At 71.4% G+C, this 15,849-nt stretch carries 11 protein-coding genes; 2 read left to right on the forward strand and 9 right to left on the reverse strand.

Annotated features, from left to right (window positions below; genetic code table 11):
* Nucleotides 1–40 precede the first annotated feature (40 nt).
* The 3 genes from E1269_RS04410 to E1269_RS04420 form a co-directional block, all read right to left on the reverse strand.
* Nucleotides 41–2,914, reverse strand: coding sequence for a vitamin B12-dependent ribonucleotide reductase (locus E1269_RS04410; RefSeq protein WP_131891790.1), 2,874 nt, complete (start codon nucleotides 2,912–2,914; stop codon nucleotides 41–43).
* 119 nt (nucleotides 2,915–3,033) lie between these two features.
* Nucleotides 3,034–3,558, reverse strand: coding sequence for a transcriptional regulator NrdR (nrdR, locus tag E1269_RS04415; protein WP_131892055.1), 525 nt, complete (start codon nucleotides 3,556–3,558; stop codon nucleotides 3,034–3,036).
* Between the two features lie 813 nt (nucleotides 3,559–4,371).
* Nucleotides 4,372–4,824 (reverse strand): LysM peptidoglycan-binding domain-containing protein, encoded by a 453-nt coding sequence (locus E1269_RS04420; protein ID WP_131891792.1) that lies wholly within the window; start codon nucleotides 4,822–4,824, stop codon nucleotides 4,372–4,374.
* 191 nt (nucleotides 4,825–5,015) lie between these two features.
* Here E1269_RS04420 and lexA point away from each other — a divergent pair, with 191 nt between their 5' ends.
* Nucleotides 5,016–5,756: a transcriptional repressor LexA gene (gene lexA, locus E1269_RS04425; RefSeq protein ID WP_131891794.1), complete on the forward strand. Its 741-nt coding sequence runs from the start codon at nucleotides 5,016–5,018 to the stop codon at nucleotides 5,754–5,756.
* Here the strand turns inward: lexA and E1269_RS04430 are convergent.
* The gene (locus E1269_RS04430; protein ID WP_239000769.1) at nucleotides 5,753–7,720 is read right to left on the reverse strand and encodes an ATP-dependent DNA helicase; all 1,968 of its coding nucleotides are present in this window, start codon (nucleotides 7,718–7,720) and stop codon (nucleotides 5,753–5,755) included. The genes lexA and E1269_RS04430 overlap by 4 nt on opposite strands.
* 90 nt (nucleotides 7,721–7,810) lie before the next feature.
* Here E1269_RS04430 and E1269_RS04435 point away from each other — a divergent pair, with 90 nt between their 5' ends.
* On the forward strand, nucleotides 7,811–9,652 hold the full coding sequence (locus E1269_RS04435; RefSeq protein WP_131891796.1) for a S9 family peptidase: 1,842 nt from the start codon (nucleotides 7,811–7,813) through the stop codon (nucleotides 9,650–9,652).
* Between the two features lie 27 nt (nucleotides 9,653–9,679).
* Here the strand turns inward: E1269_RS04435 and hflX are convergent, their stop codons facing one another.
* The 5 genes from hflX to ahcY form a co-directional block, all read right to left on the reverse strand.
* Entirely contained in the window at nucleotides 9,680–11,068 is a 1,389-nt protein-coding gene (hflX, locus tag E1269_RS04440; RefSeq protein ID WP_239000770.1) for a GTPase HflX, read from the reverse strand.
* 515 nt (nucleotides 11,069–11,583) lie between these two features.
* A complete protein-coding gene (dapF, locus tag E1269_RS04445; protein ID WP_131891800.1) occupies nucleotides 11,584–12,420 on the reverse strand; it encodes a diaminopimelate epimerase in 837 nt (278 codons plus the stop codon).
* A gap of 42 nt (nucleotides 12,421–12,462) precedes the next feature.
* Entirely contained in the window at nucleotides 12,463–13,383 is a 921-nt protein-coding gene (miaA, locus tag E1269_RS04450; RefSeq protein ID WP_131891802.1) for a tRNA (adenosine(37)-N6)-dimethylallyltransferase MiaA, read from the reverse strand.
* Nucleotides 13,384–13,443: 60 nt separating this feature from the next.
* Nucleotides 13,444–14,334, reverse strand: coding sequence for a methylenetetrahydrofolate reductase (locus E1269_RS04455; RefSeq protein WP_131891804.1), 891 nt, complete (start codon nucleotides 14,332–14,334; stop codon nucleotides 13,444–13,446).
* Between the two features lie 32 nt (nucleotides 14,335–14,366).
* Nucleotides 14,367–15,830 carry an adenosylhomocysteinase gene (ahcY, locus tag E1269_RS04460; protein ID WP_131891806.1) on the reverse strand — a complete coding sequence of 488 codons (1,464 nt, stop codon included), beginning with the start codon at nucleotides 15,828–15,830 and terminating at the stop codon, nucleotides 14,367–14,369.
* Between the last annotated feature and the right edge of the window lie 19 nt (nucleotides 15,831–15,849).

Below are 15,849 nucleotides of genomic sequence, written 5' to 3' on the forward strand. Positions count from 1 at the left end.
GATCCCTCGGCGGCCGCGTCGTTGTCTGCGTGGTGTGGCGTCAGCTGCAGCCGCTGGTGGAGCCGCAGCCCTCGCAGACGTAGCAGCTACCCGCCGGGCGCATCTTCGTGCCGCAAGTGAAGCAGAGCGGCGCGTCGGTGCTGGTGCCCTGGATGACCTCGAGCAGCTCGGCCGAGGTGTGCGCCTCGACCGGGGCGGGGCGGGCCGAGGCGGCCGCCGCGGACTCCGTCGCCGCCGGCTTGGACGACTCCGGCTGCTGCACGACCGGGGCGGACTGCCGCAGCGTGTCGACGTCGACGTCGTCGTCCGGCGTGTACTCGCCGGTGTCGAGCTGGCGGGCCCGCTCCGTCGCCGTGTAGATGCCCAGCGCCGCGCGTGACTCGAACGGCAGGTGGTCCAGAGCGAGCCGGCGGAAGATGTAGTCGACCACGCTCTGCGCCATGCGCACGTCCGGGTCGTCGGTCATGCCCGACGGCTCGAACCGCATGTTGGTGAACTTCTCGACGTAGGTCTCCAGCGGCACGCCGTACTGCAGCGCGATGGAGATGGCGATCGAGAAGGCGTCCATGATGCCGGCCAGCGTGGAGCCCTGCTTGCCGAGCTTCAGGAAGACCTCGCCGAGGCCGTCGTCGGGGTAGGAACCGGCGGTCATGTAACCCTCGGCGCCGCCGACGGTGAACGACGTGGTGCGGCTCGGCCGGGTCTTCGGGAGCCGCTGACGGGTCGGCCGGTACTCGACGACGACCTCGCTGGCGGCCTTCTCCTTGTCCGCGGTCTTCGCCTTGGCGTCGGACAGCGGCTGGCCCACCTTGCAGTTGTCGCGGTAGACGGCCAGCGCCTTGAGGCCCAGCTTCCAGCCCTGGAGGTAGATCTCCTCGATCTCCTCGACGGTGGCCGACTCCGGCATGTTCACCGTCTTGGAGATGGCGCCGGACAGGAACGGCTGGACGGCGGCCATCATCCGCACGTGGCCCATCGGCTCGATGGCTCGCGGCTGCCCCGCGGCGCAGTCGAACACCTCGTAGTGCTCGGGCTTCAGGCCGGGTGCGTCGACGACGTTGCCGTGCTCGGCGATGTACTCGACGATCGCCTCGATGGTCTCGGTGGCGTAGCCGAGCTTCTCCAGCGCCCGCGGCACCGTCAGGTTGACGATCTGCATGGAGCCGCCGCCGACCAGCTTCTTGAACTTGACCAGCGAGAAGTCGGGCTCGATGCCGGTGGTGTCGCAGTCCATCATGAAGCCGATGGTGCCGGTGGGCGCCAGCAGCGAGGCCTGGGCGTTGCGCCAGCCGTTCCTCTCGCCGATCTTGTTGCCCTCGGCCCACACCTTCGTGGCCAGGCTGCGCACGTCGCCGTCGAGCGAGTGGACGGTGCGCAGGTCGTCGTTGGCGGCGGCGTGCTTGCGCATGACCCGGGCATGCGCCTCGGCGTTGCGCGCGAACCCGTCGTACGGCCCAACGACGCCGGCCAGCTCGGCCGAGCGCTTGTAGGCCGCACCGGTCATCAGGGAGGTGATGGCCGCGGCGAGCGCGCGCCCGCCCTCGGAGTCGTAAGCCAGGCCGGACGCCATCAGCAGCGCGCCGAGGTTGGCGTAGCCGATGCCCAGCTGCCGGTAGGCGCGGGTGGTCTCGGTGATCGCCTCGGTCGGGAAGTCGGCGAACGTGATCGAGATGTCCATCGCGGTGATGATCAGCTCGACCGCCTTGGCGAACGTGGCGCTGTCGAAGCTCCCGTCCTCCTTGAGGAACTTCATCAGGTTGAGGCTGGCCAGGTTGCAGCTGGAGTTGTCCAGGCTCATGTACTCCGAGCACGGGTTGGACGCGGTGATGCGGCCGGTCTCGGGGTTGGTGTGCCAGTCGTTGATGGTGCCGTCGTACTGGATGCCGGGGTCGGCGCACTCCCAGGCCGCCTGCGCCATGCCGCGGAACAGCTTGCGGGCGTCGATGGTCTCGATGACCTCGCCGGTCATGCGGGCACGCAGGCCGAACTCGCCGCCGGACTCGACCGCGCGCATGTACTCGTCGGAGACGCGCACGGAGTTGTTGGCGTTCTGGTACTGCACCGAGACGATGTCGGAGCCACCGAGGTCCATGTCGAAGCCGGCGTCACGCAGCGCGCGGATCTTGTCCTCCTCGCGCGCCTTCGTCTGGATGAACTCCTCGACGTCGGGGTGGTCGACATCCAGGACCACCATCTTCGCGGCACGCCGGGTGGCACCGCCGGACTTGATGGTTCCCGCCGAGGCGTCGGCGCCACGCATGAAGCTGACCGGGCCGGACGCCGTCCCGCCGGAGGAGAGCAGCTCCTTGCTGGAGCGGATGCGCGAGAGGTTCAGACCGGCGCCGGAGCCGCCCTTGAAGATCATGCCCTCTTCGCGGTACCAGTTCAGGATCGACTCCATGGAGTCGTCGACGGAGAGGATGAAGCAGGCCGACACCTGCTGCGGCGACTTCGTGCCGACGTTGAACCACACCGGGGAGTTGAAGCTGAACACCTGGTGCAGCAGCATCCAGGTGAGCTCGTGCTCGAAGACCTCGGCGTCCTCGGGGGTGGCGAAGTAGCCCTCGTCCTCGCCGGTGGTCCGGTACTTCCTCACCACCCGGTCGATGAGCTGGCGCAGGCTCCACTCGCGCACGTCGGTGCCCACAGCGCCGCGGAAGTACTTGGTGGTGACGATGGTGGACGCGTTGAGCGACCAGAAGTCGGGGAACTCCACGCCCTTCTGCTCGAAGACGGTCTCGCCCGTCTTCCAGTTCTGCTGGACGACGTCGCGCCGCTCCCAGGTGACCTCGTCGTACGGGTGCACGCCGGCAGTGGTGTAGATGCGCCCGACGCTCAGCCCTCGGGCCTTCTTCGACCTACCGGCCGGCTTGCTCCCGGCCCCTCGGCTCGGCCCGCTCACCGTCTCAGTCATGAACCTTCCTCACTTCCCCCGGCTTACCCGGCTCTCCCCCGGGCTGTCACTTCACTTCGTTCTGGCTGTACCTGTGATGCGTGGTGCGCGCGGTGGGCCGCGGCCCGTCACTGTCCGGCCTACGGTTCGGCGACGGTCAGCGTGGCGTCGGTCCGGTGCTCGCCGTCGCCGGCATCGGCGGGGTCCCGCCGGGCCTGCTCGCGATCGGCCCGCAGCGCGGCGATCTCGTTCTCGAAGTCGTCGAGGCTCTCGAAGTCGCGGTACACGCTGGCGAAGCGCAGGTACGCGACCTCGTCCAGCTCGCGCAGCGGGGTCAGGATGGCCAGACCCACCTCGCGGCTCGGGATCTCGGCACCTCCCGCCGCACGGAACTGCTCCTCGACCCGCTGGGCCAGCCGGGCCAGGGCGTCTTCACCGACACCTCGGCCCTGGCACGCCCGGCGCACCCCGGCGACGACCTTCTCGCGGCTGAACGGCTCGGTCACCCCTGAACGCTTCACTACCGCGAGCGTCAACTGCTCGACGGTGGTGAATCTGCGCTCACAGGCCAGGCACTGCCGCCGACGACGAATGACCGTGCCCTCGTCAGCGGTGCGGCTGTCCACCACACGACTGTCGGCGTGGCGGCAGAACGGACAGTGCACGCGCAGTCCCCCTTTCACGTGAGCCTGTGGACGAGATGGGGACAACCTGTGCACTCTCGACCACAACCTGTGGACAGCTTACAGCCGTGTAACTACTAGATATAGGGGTACGGTACGTCGGCCAACGGCGGTCCGCAACCGACATGACGACACTCGGTAAGGCCCGTTCCAAAGCCGCAGGTCACCACCCACGTCGATCACGGACGCCGGCGAGTCGCGAGAGGGTTTCGCGCAGAGCTGAACGCCGGGCCCGGCAGGCGGCGCGCCCTCGGAGTGCCCGCACGCGGCTCGACGGTGCCCGCACGTCACGAGAACCTTCCCGCTTCACCCACCGGGGCGCCGTCGCACTGCCCCTTGACGCGCGAAGCCACGCCATGAATCAAGACAACCGGACACGGCCGTACCTGCACATCACCAGGACTTCTAGCCCCTCACCAGGGACGCAAGCATGGTGACGCACCAGAAGTCCTAGTGATGTCGCCCATCGCATTTCTGCGACAGCATGCATCACGCCACCGAACCGCCGACCATTCCCGGCCGCCCCGATGGTCCTCCTCGAGGCGCAGGCGCGGGTCGCCCTGGTGCGTCCAGGTGCTCATGGCAAAAGCGCCGGGCACGGCGGTGTGTAAACGCCGGCAGCGGCGCGCTCGGCGCGACGCGCGGGCAACGCTCACCTGGGCCAACGGGCCCGCCCGGGGCTGACACAGGCAGGCAGCCCTCACTCGGGGCGATCCGCACTCGAGCACGGCGCTTGCTGGGCGGCGGAGGGACGCGGAGGCGGGGCGTCCCGGTATGCCCGGCAGGCCGCGGACGTCAGTGGGCGGCGGGCACGCGGAGGGTGTCGCCGGGGCGGATGTCGGTGGCCGAGCTGAGCCCGTTGAGCTCCATGATGGCCGCGACGGTCTCGCGCGGGTCGGCGGACGGGGCGATCTCGCTCGCGAGGGCCCATAGAGTGTCGCCGGCCTGGACGGCGACGGTGGTGGTGTCGGCGGCGGCCGGCGCCGCGCCGTCCCAGGGCCGGACGAACGCCATGGCGCCGGCGACGATCAGCACCAGCCAGGCCAGCCCCACCACGACGCGCCCGCGGCGGGTGAGCCGCGCACCATGCAGGCTCGGCTCGGACGAACCGGCGCACGCCGCCGGCACCGGGCGGTCCGTGGGCCGCCGGCGCGCGACGTGGCGCCTGGGCGCTTCGTCGACGCGCTCGGGCTCGATCACCACCCGCGCTCGCCCCTCGAACACCGGGATGTACGTCGTGCTCGCCATGTCAGCCTCCGGTCGAAGTCCGCACAACCGTTCGATAGAACGACTGTACGAATGGTTGTACACCCCGCCACTGACAAAGTCGAGACACGTTCGAACAGATGTTTGATCGTGTCGCTCCCGCCGGCTAGTCTGACCTCTGTAACCCGACCGTGCGGGGCGTTTTCGAACGAATGCCGGATCTCCCGCGCGTCATGACTCGACCTGGAGGTGGCGTGGTGGCCAATCAGGAGGACCCGGAGCGCGAAGGCGCGTCGGTCCATACGTTCCCGGAGACGCACGTGCATCCGGCCGACCTGACCGTGCGGCAGCGCAAGGTGCTGGAGGTCATCCGCGAGTCGGTCGGCCGCCGCGGCTACCCGCCCAGCATGCGCGAGATCGGCCAGGCCGCCGGCCTCTCCAGCCCATCCAGCGTGGCCCACCAGCTGGGCGTGCTCGAGGCCAAGGGCTACATCCGGCGCGACCCCCACCGCCCGCGCGCCCTCGAGGTGCTGCCCCCCGGCACCGCGCCCGGCGACTTCACCCGCGCGCACGAGCCGGAGGACGAGGCGTCGCTGCCCACGCCGTCGTACGTGCCGATGGTCGGGCGCATCGCCGCCGGCGGCCCGGTGCTCGCCGAGCAGGCGGTCGAGGACGTGTTCCCGCTCCCCCGCGAGCTCGTCGGCGAGGGGACGCTGTTCATGCTGCGGGTCGCCGGCGACTCCATGGTCGACGCCGCCATCTGCGACGGCGACTGGGTGGTCGTGCGCCAGCAGCCGGTGGCCGAGCAGGGCGAGATCGTCGCGGCCATGATCGACGGCGAGGCGACGGTCAAGACGTACAAGCAGCGCGACGGCCACATCTGGCTGCTCCCGCACAACCCCGCATACGAGCCCATCCCCGGCGACGACGCGGTCGTCCTCGGCCGCGTGGTCGCGGTCATGCGGCGCATCTAGCCCGACCCGGCCAGGCGCGTCAGCGCCCCGTTCACCACCGACCGGTCGGTGGTGAACCACATCGGCGGCAGCGACGCGCGCAGGTAGCTGCCGTACCGTGCGGTCACGAGGCGCGGGTCGAGAACGGCCACCACGCCGCGGTCGGTCGAGCGGCGGATCAGCCGGCCGGAGCCCTGCGCGAGCAGCAGCGCGGCGTGGTTGGCGGCCACCGTCATGAAGCCGTTGCCGCCGGCCTTCTCCACCGCTCGCTGCCGCGCCGAGGCCAGCGGCTCGTCCGGCCGCGGGAACGGGATGCGGTCGATCACCACCAGCTGGCAGGCCCCGCCCGGCACGTCGACGCCCTGCCACAGCGACAGCGTGCCGAAAAGGCTGGTCCGCTCGTCCGCGGCGAAATTGCGCAGCAGCGTCGCCACCACGTCGTCGCCCTGGCACAGCACCGGCATGGCGGGCAGCCGCTTGCGTACCGCCTCCGCGGCCTCGGTGGCCGCCCGCCGCGACGAGAACAACCCCAGCGTCCGGCCACCGGCCGCCGACATCAGCTCGACCAGCGCGTCCACCGCCTCCGGCCGCAGCCCGTCGCGGCCCGGCGTGGGCAGGTCGCGCGCGACGTAGAGGATGGCCTGCTTGCCGTAGTCGAACGGCGAGCCGACGTCCAGGGACCGCCACTGCGGCGCCTGCTCTCCCATCAGCCCGAACGCGCCGGCCGCGGCATCGAACGAGCCGCCGAGCTCCAGCGTCGCCGACGTCGCGACGACGGTGTTCTCGCCGAACAACCGCTCGCGCAGCAGCCCGGCCACCGACAGCGGGGCCACCCGCAGCGACCGGCCGCCGCGGTCGCGGTCCTCGACCCACACGACGTCGTGCTCGCTGCCAGCGACCATGCGCTCGGCCGTGCCGTACACGTCGTCGACCATGGTCTTGACTGCCCGGCGCGCGGCCTCGGCGTCGGCGGCGCGCTCCTCCCGCGCGCTGGCGGCGAACCCCGACTGCACCGCGCGGGCGGCGTCGCGCAGCTCGACCAGCGCCGTCAGCAGCCGCTCGGGCAGCGCGTCCAGCCGCCCGACCGGCGCGTCCAGCAGGGCCTGGCGCAGGTGCTCGCCCGCGGCGCGCAGCTCCTCGGCGTCGCCGTCGTCGACGTGCGAGCGCGACCGCACGGCCGTCCGGTCGACTACGCCCGGCCACAGGTCGGCGGTGGCGACGCTGGTGACCCGGGCGGCCAGCTCGTGCGCCTCGTCGACCACGACGACTTCGTGGTCGGGCAGCACCGGCAGGCCCTCGAGCGCATCGATGGCGAGCAGCGCGTGGTTGGTGACGACGACGTCCGCGCCGTCGGAGCGTGCCCTGGCCACCTCGGCGAAGCACTCCTGGCCGTACGGGCAGCGCGACGCACCCAGGCACTCGCGCGACGACACCGACACCTGCGCCCACGCGCGGTCGCTGACGCCGGGCTCGAGGCGGTCGCGGTCGCCGGAGCCACCGGAGGCGGCCTGCGACTCCGCCCACTCCCGCGCCCGCAGCACCTCCGCGCCCAGCGGCCCGGCCGACATCTCCTCCAGCGGCACCAGCTCGCCCTGGTCGTCCGGCGCGCCCTCACGGACCCGGTGCAGGCACGCGTAGTTGGCCCGGCCCTTGAGGGTGGCCCAGGTGGGCAGCCGGCGCAGCAGGGGTTCGGCGGCGCGGGCCAGCGCCGGCAGGTCGCGGTCGACCAGCTGCGCCTGCAGCGCGAGGGTGGCGGTGGCGATGATGACGGGTCCGTCGGTGGCGTCGGCGTGCAGCAGCGCGGGCACCAGATAGGCCAGCGACTTCCCGGTGCCGGTGCCGGCCTGGACCAGCAGGTGGTCGCCGTCGGCGACGGCTTGGGCGACGGCCTCGGCCATCTCGACCTGACCAGGGCGTTGGGTGCCGCCGACGGCCGCCACGGCTGCGCTGAGAAGCTTCTCCACCGTCACGTCGCCCTCGCCCACCGGCCCGAGACTACACGCATCGGAGATCGCCCGGCCCTTGTCCACAGGCCGCTGTTCGGGGATGTCCGGCCGCCATGATGGAATGCGGAGATGACGTATGCCGCCGTGCCGCTGATCCCCCGTGACGTGCTCTTCGGCAACCCCGAGCGCATGCTGCCCACGCTGTCGCCCGACGGTTCCCGTCTCGGGTTCGTCGCGCCGGACGAGGGCGTCCTCAACGTCTGGGTCGGCCCGGCCGACGACCCGTCCGCCGCCCGGCCCGTGACCCACGACCGGCACCGCGGCGTGCGCACGTTCATGTTCTGCCATGACGACCACACGCTGGTGTACCTGCAGGACACCGACGGCGACGAGGACTGGCGGCTCTACGCGCTGGACCTCGAGACCGCTGAGGTCACGTTGATCACGCCGCAGTCCGGCGTCACCGCGGGTGTCCTGGAGCACAACCGCTGGCACCCGACGTCCATGCTCGTCGCGCTCAACGCCGGCAACCCGCAGCTGCACGACGTGTACCGCCTCGACCTCGCCACGCGCGAGCTGGTGAAGGTCGAGACCAACCCCGGCTACGCGGGCTGGCTCGTGGACGCCGACCAGAACATCCGCGGCGGCGTCGCCATGACCGAGGAGGGTGGCGCGGTCATCTACCGACGCACCGACGGCGGTGCCGACGAGCCGTGGCTCGAGGTCGGCCCGGACGACGTGGTCACCACGGACGTCGCCGGGTTCAGCCGCGACGGCAAGACGGCGTACCTGCTCTCCAGCTCCGGCGTGAACGCGGCCCGGCTGCTGAAGGTCGACCTCGCCACCGGCGAGGAGACGGTCCTGGCCGAGGACTCCGAGTACGACGTCGCCGGCGTCGCCCGGCACCCGGAGACGCTCGAGCCCCAGGCCGTGACGTTCATCAAAGAGCGCAAGGTGTGGTCCTACCTCGACCCGGAATTCGGTGCCGAAGTCGACCGGTTGCGCGAGCGGCTGCACGGCGAGGTCGGCATCTCCCGCCCGGTCCGCGGCGACCGCACCTGGCTGGTCCACGACGTCCTGTCCGACGGCCCGATCCGCTACTACCGCTACGAGCGCGACTCCGGCGACCTCACGTTCCTCTTCTCGCACCGGCCGGACCTCGAGCAGTACGAGCTGGCCGAGATGGAGCCGTTCTCCTACACCGCGCGCGACGGCCTCACGGTCCACGGATACGTGACGTTCCCGCCCGGCGTCGCGCGCGAGTCGCTGCCGGCGGTGCTCAACGTCCACGGCGGCCCATGGGCCCGCGACACCTGGGGCTACGACCCCGAGGCACAGTGGTTCGCCAACCGCGGCTACGTCTGCGTGCAGGTCAACTTCCGCGGCTCCACCGGCTACGGCAAGGCGTTCGGCAACGCCGGCAACAAGCAGTGGGGCCGGGCCATGCACACCGACCTCCTCGACGCCGTCGACCACCTGGTCGGGCGCGGCCTGATCGACAAGGACCGCGTCGGCATCTACGGCGGGTCGTACGGCGGCTACGCGGCGCTGGCCGGCGCGGCCTTCACCCCGGACGTGTTCCGCTGTGCCGTCGACATCGTCGGGCCGTCGAACCTGCTCACGCTGCTGTCGTCGGTCCCGGAGTACTGGAAGCCGCAGATCGCGCTCATGCACACGCGGGTGGGCAACCCGGAGACCGAGCGCGACATGTTGTGGGAGCGCTCGCCGCTGTCGAAGGTCGACCAGATCACCATCCCGGTGCTGGTGGCGCAGGGCAAGAACGACCCCAGGGTCAAGATCGCCGAGGCTGAGCAGATCGTCGCCGCCCTGGTCGAGAAGGGCCTGGACCACGAGTACCTGCTGTTCGAGGACGAGGGCCACGGCCTGGCCAAGCCGGAGAACCGTGAGCGCTTCTACGCCGCCGCGGAGGCCTTCCTCGCCACCCACCTGGGAGGACGTACCCAGGCCTGAGCCGACGGCCCGTGACGTCGTTGCCGACTACTGGGTGGCGACGGCGTACGGCTCCAGCACCGCGGCCAGGCGCTCCGGCACGCGGGCGCGCACCCGGGTGCCGGCGGCCTCGTGCTCGATGGAGAGCACCTCGCCAACGGTGTGCACCCGCGCGACCAGCTCGCCGTGCTGGTACGGGACCAGGACGTCGACCTCGACCGGTGGCTGCGGCAGCTCGTTCTCGATGACCGACCGCAGCTTGTCGATGCCCTCGCCGGTGCGCGCGGACACCACGACGGCGTGCGGCTCGTTGCGCAGCAGGCGCGCCACCACGAGCGGGTCGGCGGCGTCGGCCTTGTTGACCGCGACGATCTCACGTACGCCACCGGCGCCGATGTCCGCCAGCACGGCTCGGACGGCGCTGAGCTGACCCTCGGGGTCGGGGTGCGAGCCGTCGACCACGTGCACGACGAGGTCGGCGTCGGCGACCTCCTCGAGGGTGGAGCGGAACGACTCGACCAGCTCGTGCGGCAGGTGCCGGACGAACCCGACGGTGTCGGCCAGCGTGTAGACGCGGCCCTCGGAGGTCTGTGCCCGCCGCACGGTCGGGTCCAGGGTGGCGAACAGGGCGTCCTCGACGAGTACGCCGGCACCGGTGAGCCGGTTGAGCAGCGACGACTTGCCCGCGTTGGTGTAGCCGGCGATGGAGACGGCCGGGACGGCGTTGCGCCGGCGGCCCGCGCGCTTGGTGTCGCGCGCGGTGCGCATGCCGGCGAGGTCGCGGCGGAGCTTGGCCATCCGGGTGCGGATGCGCCGCCGGTCGGTCTCGAGCTTCGTCTCACCGGGACCACGGGTGCCGACGCCGCCACCCGCGCCGCCGGCGCGACCGCCGGCCTGCCGGGACAGGCTCGCGCCCCACCCGCGCAGCCGCTGGGACAGGTACTCCAGCTGGGCCAGCTCGACTTGCGCCTTGCCCTCACGGCTCTTCGCGTGCTGGGCGAAGATGTCGAGGATCACCATGGTGCGGTCGACGACCTTGATGCCGACCTTGTCCTCCAGGTTGCGCAGCTGGGAGGCCGACAGCTCGCCGTCGACGACGACGGTGTCGGCGCCGGTGGTGAGCACGACATCGCGCAGCTCCTGGACCTTTCCGGAGCCGATGAACGTGGCGGGGTCTGGCTTCAGGCGGCGCTGTACCAGCCCTTCCAGCACCTGGGAGCCGGCCGTCTCGGCCAGCGCCGCCAGCTCGGCGAGGGAGTTCTCGGCGTCGACGAAGGACCCGCCGGGCCAGACGCCGACCAGCACGACCCGTTCGAGGCGCAGCCGCCGGTACTCGACCTCGGTGATGTCCTCGAGCTCGGTGGACAGCCCCGCGACCCGGCGCAGCGAGTGCCGATCATCCAGGTCGAAGTCCCCGGTCGTGGCGTCGTCGTCCACCAGGCCGTCGTGCTCCGGCAGGTCGTCCAGCCGGTCGGCGTCTTCGTAGGGGTTGTATGCGTGACCTGGACTGATGGTCGTCCTCCTGCCTTCACGGTGCGAATGTTCGCGTGCAGCCAGGATGACATGGATGCCGCTGTGCGGTCATCCGAGTTTCTGGTGCTCGCGAGCTCTACGATCGACCGTAGCTCGATCCGGTCGACGCTGCCCATCTGAGCTTCGCGGCCGCACGCAGCGTGGCCGCACGCCGGCCCGCCTTGCCGGTGGAGCGCACCTGCGCTCGCCGAGCTGCCTCCTGGAGCACGGCTTCGCGTCGTTGCCTCTGCGTTCCGCCCATCACACCGCCTCCCATCGGGGCGCGGCCGGCCTCGTTGCCGCCACGCTCACAACGTTAGGCCCCGCTCCCCGGCGATCGCGTCGACCGCGAGACTGACGTCGTGCTCGTCCTACTGAAGGAGACGTCCCCCAGAGGTGTCAGGATGCTGTGACGTGCGTCACACCGTCAACGTCGCCGGTCAGAGGTTCACCCGGCCACGCAGACCGAGCACGGCCGGGCCGGTGAGCAACAGCTCGCCGTCGGGGCGCTCGGTGACAGCGAGCTGCCCGCCGGGCACGTCGACGACGTAGCGCGCGCCGACGCCGGCCCCGTCGCGGCGCATCGCCACCCACGCCGCCGCGCAGACGCCGGTGCCGCAGGAGCGGGTCTCGCCGACCCCGCGCTCCCACACGCGCAGCGCGATGTGCTTGCGGCCGCGGTCGGCGACGAACTCGACGTTGGCCGACTCGGGGAACAGCGACGGCGGTCGCAGCTCCGGCGGCTCGACCAGGCGGCCGGGCTCGGCGAGGTCGTCGACGAAGACGACGGCATGCGGGTTCGGCACCCAGACCGGCGTGGCCTCCCACGTCCGGCCACCGGCGGCGACGAACGACAGCTGGCGGGTGGCCGCCGGCTTGGCGTGCCCCATCTCCACGGTGAGGGTGCCGTCGGGCTCGCCGTGGACGGTGCGCACCCCGCCGCGAGTGGCCAGCGCCAGCACCGGGCCCTCGACCAGGCGCTCCTCCCAGAGGTAGCGGGCCATGACGCGCACGCCGTTGCCGCACATCTCCGCGACGGACCCGTCGGCGTTGCGGTAGTCCATGAACCACTCGGCGTCGTCGGCGAGCCCACCGAACTCCGCCATCGTCTCGGTGCGGGTGACCCGGATGACGCCGTCGGCGCCGATCCCGGCGTGCCGGTCGGTCAGGCGGCGCACGACCTGCTCGTCGAGGCGGCCGGCGAGTGCGCCGTCGGCGTCGGGCACCAGCACGAAGTCGTTCTCGGTGCCGTGTCCCTTGATGAAGCTGATGCTCACGGGTGTCTCCGGGTCGGGCCGGCGGCTGTCGCGCCGGCGAGGTCACGACCGCCGATGGTAGGACAGCGCGCGATCGACCAGGTCGCCGGCATCGAACGGCAGCCACGCGACCCGCTCGTCCTTGCCGAACCAGGCGTGCTGGCGGCGCGCGAACCGCCGCGTGGCCTGCACCGTCTCCGTCCGGGCCGCCTCCTCGGTCGAGTCGCCGTCGAGAAAGGACAGCACCTGCGCGTAGCCCAGGGCCCGGCTGGCGGTGGGCCCGTCGCGCAGCCGCCCGCCTGCCAGTCGTCGCACCTCGTCGACCAGCCCGCGCTCCCACATGATGTCGACCCGGCGCTCGATGCGCGCGTCGAGCACGTCGCGCGGCACGTCCAGACCGAGCTGGAGGACGGGGTCGTAGGCGTAGCGCCGCGGCGGCAGCGTCGCGGCGAACGGCCGGCCGGTGAGCTCGATGACCTCCAGCGCCCGTACCACCCGCCGCCCGTTCGTCGGCAGGATGGCCGCGGCGGCGACGGGGTCGCGGACCGCCAGGCGGCTGTGCAGCTCGGGCGCGCCCACCTCGGCCAGCTCCGCCTCCAGCCGGCGGCGGACGACGGGGTCGGTGCCCGGGAACTCGAACTCGTCCAGCACCGCACGCACGTACAACGCGCTGCCGCCGACCAGCACCGGGACCACACCCCGTCGCCGGCAGTCGTCGATGGCGTCGCGGGCCAGCCGCTGGAACTCCGCGACGGTGGCCGGCTCGGTGACGTCGTAGATGTCGAGCAGGTGGTGCGGGACGCCGCGGCGCTCGGCGGGGGTGAGCTTCGCGGTGCCGATGTCCATGCCGCGGTAGAGCTGCATGGAGTCGGCGTTGACCACCTCGCCGCCCAGCCGCAGCGCCAGCTCGACGGCCAGGTCGCTCTTGCCGGCGGCCGTGGGCCCGACGACGGCGAGAACGGGGGTGTCACTGCCGGTCCGCACGGGTGCAAGTCTCCCACCGCCGCGGGAATGGGCACCGCGCGGCCCGCCGCCGCGCCGCCCTCAAGCCGCCGAACGTGCCGGGCCGAGGTCCAGACGGCCGACGATCTCGCGGGTCGCCGTGGACCGGTTCAGCGTGTAGAAGTGCACACCCGGCACGCCCTCGGCGAGCAGCCGTTCACAGGTCCGGGTCGTCATGTCCATGCCGGCTGCTCGGAACCCGGACGGGTCGTCGTCATACCGGGCGAGCCAGCCGGTCAGCTCCGGCGGCGCCGCCACTCCGGACAGCTCGACCGACTTCGTCAGCGTCCGCTTCGTCGTCAGGGGCATCACCCCTGGCAGCAGTGGCACGTCGCACCCACGCGCGGCGAGCCGGTCCCGCAGCCGCAGGAACTGCTCCGGCTCGAAGCAGATCTGCGCCACCGCGAACCTCGCCCCCGCCCGGATCTTCTCCACGAGCCGCTGGGTATCGGTGTCGAGGTCCGTGGAGTCCGGGTGTCCGTGCGGGAACGCCGCGACCCCGACGCAGAACGAGCCGAGCCCACCGACCAGGCGCACCATCTCCTCGGCATGGGTGATGCCGTCGGGGTGGGGTTCCCACACGCCGGCCGGTCCGCCCGGCGGGTCGCCCCGGATGGCCAGCACATTGCGGATGCCGTTCCCGGCGTACCAGCCGACCACGTTGCGTAGCTCCGCCCGCGAGTGGCCGACCCCGGTGAGGTGGGCGACCGGCACGAGGGTCGTCTCACCGGCGATGCGGGCGGTGGTCCGGATGGTTCGCCCCCGGCTGGAGCCCCCGGCGCCGTACGTCACCGACACGAAGGCCGGGTCCAGGGGTTCGAGCTGGCGGATCGCCGTCCACAACACCGCTTCTTCGGCGTCGTCGCGCGGCGGGAAGAACTCGACGGAGAAGACCGGCCGGCGTTCGGCGAGTCGGTCGAGCACGGTCGTCACGGCGTCACGTCCAGATCTCTCGGCGCCGCGGGTCAGTAGCGGTAGTGGTCGCTCTTGTACGGCCCCTCGACCGGCACGCCGAGGTAGTCCGCCTGGTCCTTGGTCATCTCGGTGAGCTTGCCGCCCAGCGCTTCCAGGTGGATGCGCGCGACCTTCTCGTCGAGGTGCTTGGGCAGCACGTACACCTGGCGTCCGTACTGCTCGGGCTTGGTGAACAGCTCGACCTGCGCGATGGTCTGGTCGGAGAACGAGTTGGACATGACGAACGACGGGTGCCCGGTCGCGTTGCCGAGGTTCAACAGCCGCCCCTCAGACAGGACGATGATCGAGTGCCCGTCGGGGAAGGTCCACTCGTCGACCTGCGGCTTGATGGTGGTGCGATCGACGCCGGGGTACCGCCCGAGCTCGGCCATCTGGATCTCGTTGTCGAAGTGACCGATGTTGCCGACGATCGCCTGGTGCTTCATCCGCGTCATGTGCCCGATCGTGATCACGTCCTTGTTGCCGGTGGTCGTGATGATGATGTCGGCGCGGTCGACGGCGTCGTCGAGGGTCGTGACCTCGTAGCCGTCCATGGCCGCCTGGAGGGCGCAGATGGGGTCGATCTCGGTGACGATCACCCGGGCGCCCTGGCCGCGCAGCGACTCCGCGCTGCCTTTGCCGACGTCACCGTAACCACACACGACGACGGTCTTGCCGCCGATCAGCACGTCGGTCGCGCGGTTGATGCCGTCGATCAGCGAGTGCCGGCACCCGTACTTGTTGTCGAACTTGGACTTGGTGACCGCGTCGTTGACGTTGATGGCCGGGAACAGCAGCTCGCCGGCCTCGGCGAGCTGGTAGAGGCGGTGCACGCCGGTGGTCGTCTCCTCGGTGACGCCACGGATGCCGGCCGCCACCATCGTCCACTTGGACGGGTCGGCCGCTACGGAGGTGCGCAACAGGTCGAGGACCACCGCCCACTCCGCCGAGTCCGTGTCGCTCGCCGACGGCACCGCGCCGGCCTTCTCGTACTCCGCCCCCTTGTGCACCAGCAGTGTCGCGTCACCACCGTCGTCGAGGATCATGTTCGGGCCCTCGAGCTCCGGCCACGTCAGCATTCGTTCGGTGCAGTGCCAGTACTCCTCCAGCGTCTCGCCCTTCCAGGCGAAGACGGGGACGCCCGCAGGAGCCGCCGGCGTGCCGGTGGGACCGACGACGACGGCCGCGGCGGCGTGGTCCTGGGTGGAGAAGATGTTGCACGACGCCCACCGCACCTCGGCGCCCAGCACGACCAGCGTCTCGATGAGCACCGCGGTCTGCACGGTCATGTGCAGCGAACCGGAGACCCGGGCACCCAGAAGGGGCTTGCTCTCGGCGTATTCGCGGCGCAACGCCATCAGGCCGGGCATCTCGTGCTCGGCCAGCCGGATCTCGTGCCGGCCGAACTCGGCGAGGCCCAGGTCGGCGACGGCGAAGTCGATGCCGTTGACGGTCTGGAAGTAGTTCGTGGTCATGTCCGCACCCACACTCCTC

The sequence above is a fragment of the Jiangella asiatica genome, assembly GCF_004349065.1.
GTDB classification, from domain to species: Bacteria; Actinomycetota; Actinomycetes; order Jiangellales; family Jiangellaceae; genus Jiangella; species Jiangella asiatica.

Coding starts and splice junctions, on each gene's coding strand:
- E1269_RS04410 (WP_131891790.1), bottom strand. CDS start 2,914: ATGACTGAGACGGTGAGCGGGCCGAGCCGAGGGGCCGGGAGCAAGCCG.
- E1269_RS04420 (WP_131891792.1), bottom strand. CDS start 4,824: ATGGCGAGCACGACGTACATCCCGGTGTTCGAGGGGCGAGCGCGGGTG.
- lexA (WP_131891794.1), top strand. CDS start 5,016: ATGACTCGACCTGGAGGTGGCGTGGTGGCCAATCAGGAGGACCCGGAG.
- E1269_RS04435 (WP_131891796.1), top strand. CDS start 7,811: ATGACGTATGCCGCCGTGCCGCTGATCCCCCGTGACGTGCTCTTCGGC.
- ahcY (WP_131891806.1), bottom strand. CDS start 15,830: ATGACCACGAACTACTTCCAGACCGTCAACGGCATCGACTTCGCCGTC.